Genomic DNA, 2,932 nt, shown 5'->3' on the forward strand with positions numbered 1-2,932 from the left:
AATCTATAATGTTTCTTTTCTAATAAATTAAACTATTTAACAAACTAATAGTTCCCGTATTTCAAATGAGTAAGGTTTTTGTCCCTAGAAACTCATTTCTACTACAACGGGACAATGGTCAGAAAAGTTTATTTCACTCAGAATTGCAGCATTATTAAGTCGTGGGCGAGCTTCTTCCGTAATAATATGATAATCTATACGCCACCCTAAATTTTTACCTCTGGCTCCTGCCCTATAGCTCCACCAACTATACTTCTCCGGACTTTGATCATACACACGAAAAGTATCAATAAGTCCTGTATCGATAAACTCATCAAACCATTGACGTTCTTCAGGTAAAAAGCCGGAGCTTTTGGTATGACGTTCAGGGTGGTTTATATCGATAGGTTTATGACAGATATTATAATCTCCGCAGATAATGAGTTCGGGTCTTTCTTTACGTAGATTGTTTATAAAATGTGTAAAATCGGCCAAAAATTTCATTTTTATATCCTGACGAATATCCCCCATTGTACCAGAGGGTATATAAACACAAATCACAGTGACATCCCCATAATCGGCACGCAATACACGCCCTTCTCTATCATATTCAGGAATCCCCATTCCTATTTTCACCAAATCAGGGATACGTTTGGTCAAGATACCAACTCCGCTATATCCTTTTTTTTCGGCAGGATGAAAATAGTAATTATACCCCAATGATTGAATAGTCAATACATCGATCTGATCTTCCGTAGCCTTTATTTCCTGCAAGCATAAAATATCAGGCGACTCTTGTTCAAGCCATTGATAAAGACCTTTATTTACAGCGGCACGTATGCCGTTTACATTATATGATATTACTTTCATTTAATTAAAATGGATTAAGTCAACTTGATACCTTCGTTTTCGGCAGCTTTAACTTTCTTAAATAAGTCGGAGGCAAAAACAAAATCATTAAAATCTTCATTTGTAGAAGATATCACGTCTTTGCTTGAACCTTGCCACTCGAGTTCACCCTCTTTGATAAAATTGATTCGTTCGCCAATACCCATTACCGAGTTCATATCGTGAGTGTTGATAACGGTCGTAATATCATACTCTTTTGTGATATCATGTATCAAATCATCTATAACGAGAGATGTTTGAGGGTCAAGTCCGGAGTTCGGCTCGTCGCAAAACAAATATTTTGGGTTGAGAGCTATGGCACGAGCTATGGCTGAACGCTTCATCATACCTCCACTAATCTCTGATGGATATAGGTGACCTGCATCTCCAAGATTTACCCTTTCCAGACAGAATTTAGTTCGTTTCTCCTGCTCTATTTTGGTCATTGAGGAGAACATCATTAAGGGGAAATTGACATTTTCGAAAACAGTCATGGAGTCAAATAAGGCCGATCCTTGAAAAATCATCCCCATCTCTTGACGCAAATCTTTCATCTCACCGAGGCTCATTTTTGTAAGATCACGTCCGTCATATAATATTTGCCCGCTTGAAGGGCGCATCAAGCCTACGAGATTTTTAAGAAGAACCGTTTTTCCCGAACCGCTTCGTCCAATAATAAGATTGGTTTTCCCTGCTTCGAAAAGAATATTTATATCCTTCAGGACGTCTCGTTCATCAAATGACTTATATAAGTTCTTTACTTCTATCATGACATCATCAATTGTGTGATCAGCAAGTCTGAAACAAGAATAAGAATACTACCCATAACTACCGAATCGGTACTAGCTTTGCCCACATCCAACGATCCGCCCCGTGCTGAGTAGCCATAATAAGAGGCCACAGTTGACATAATGAAAGCGAATATTATAGTTTTAACAATAGCATACCATACATAAAATTCTTTGAAATAGAATTGAAGTCCATACTGAAAGGTATCAGCAGGCATCACTTGCCCTATTATACAGACTGCATATCCGCCTATTACACCAAAAAACATACTAAGAACTACAAGTACCGGGATGAAAGTCATCAGAGCGATTACTTTAGGCAAAATGATATAATTGGCAGAATTTACGCCCATTATTTCCAATGCATCTATTTGTTCTGTAACTTGCATCGTTCCTATTTCGGATGCGATGTTAGATCCGACCTTTCCTGCCAAGATAAGACACATAATCGTCGACGAGAATTCCAAGATAAGAATCTCTCTAGATACATAACCGACCGTATAACGTGGCATGAACGGAGAATCAATATTCAACTTTATCTGAACCACAATAACAGCACCGATGAAAAAAGAGATTATTATCACAATCCAAATAGAGTTTACTCCTAATTTGCTTATTTCGGCAAGATACTGACGAAGAAAAACACTCCATTTCTGAGGTCTTGTGAAAACCTTTTGCATGAGGAGAGCATAGTGTCCAAGTTTATCTAAAAGAGAAATTATAAACATATTTGTTTTTTCAGAGATTTATAAACATGAACAAAGATACATTTTTTTGTATAATTCTCAGATTTGAATCGAATGGAATGTATTAAGAGAACATTTTTTGAAAAATTTTCACTTATCTTATGAGTTATAGGAAATCAAGCCTATCAATAATAACACTGGCAAATTTGATTTATAGTGGATTATAAATCCTTACATTATTGATCTTCGGATTGCAAATCCGAAGGGACGAAGAAAAGGATATTTCTTAATTTGGAATATATAAAAAAAATTCTCTTCGTCCTCCTGTTTTCCTCTTAATTTCGATACTCCCTTTACCATATTTTTTTATAATAGAGTCACCCACATTTACAAAATTCCATGAATCAGGATAAAAATCTACTGTTATATTTAAAGTATCATTATTAATTGTATGGACTTGGATCATCTTAGCCGCATGATTCCAGTTATCAATATGTTTTTTTATTATTTGTCCATCATAACTTGAATTTATAACATCTATAGTATATTCTTTTCTACTACTAATATTACAAGACAAAAATAAACACATTA

General features: G+C 35.6%; 4 protein-coding genes. All 4 read right to left on the reverse strand.

Annotation, left to right across the window (positions count from 1 at the left end; all coding sequences use genetic code 11):
• Nucleotides 1-84: 84 nt before the first annotated feature.
• On the reverse strand, nt 85-849 hold the full coding sequence (locus LDB17_RS09445) for an exodeoxyribonuclease III (protein WP_252639343.1): 765 nt from the start codon (nt 847-849) through the stop codon (nt 85-87).
• Between the two features lie 14 nt (nt 850-863).
• The gene (locus LDB17_RS09450) at nt 864-1,637 is read right to left on the reverse strand and encodes an ABC transporter ATP-binding protein (protein ID WP_135107193.1); all 774 of its coding nucleotides are present in this window, start codon (nt 1,635-1,637) and stop codon (nt 864-866) included.
• Complete coding sequence (locus LDB17_RS09455; protein WP_374043291.1) at nt 1,634-2,377, reverse strand: MlaE family ABC transporter permease; 744 nt, start codon at nt 2,375-2,377, stop codon at nt 1,634-1,636. Before LDB17_RS09455 ends, LDB17_RS09450 begins: the two co-directional genes overlap by 4 nt.
• Before the next feature lie 250 nt (nt 2,378-2,627).
• Nucleotides 2,628-2,930: a hypothetical protein gene (locus tag LDB17_RS09460; protein ID WP_393925012.1), complete on the reverse strand. Its 303-nt coding sequence runs from the start codon at nt 2,928-2,930 to the stop codon at nt 2,628-2,630.
• Nucleotides 2,931-2,932: the final 2 nt, after the last annotated feature.

This window comes from Dysgonomonas sp. Shenzhen-Wh21, from assembly GCF_043392705.1.
In the GTDB taxonomy this organism is placed as follows: Bacteria; Bacteroidota; Bacteroidia; order Bacteroidales; family Dysgonomonadaceae; genus Dysgonomonas.

Excerpts from the sequence above, each read along its gene's own strand:
- LDB17_RS09445 (WP_252639343.1), bottom strand. The coding sequence starts at position 849 with ATGAAAGTAATATCATATAATGTAAACGGCATACGTGCCGCTGTAAAT.
- LDB17_RS09450 (WP_135107193.1), bottom strand. The coding sequence starts at position 1,637 with ATGATAGAAGTAAAGAACTTATATAAGTCATTTGATGAACGAGACGTC.
- LDB17_RS09460 (WP_393925012.1), bottom strand. The coding sequence starts at position 2,930 with ATGTGTTTATTTTTGTCTTGTAATATTAGTAGTAGAAAAGAATATACT.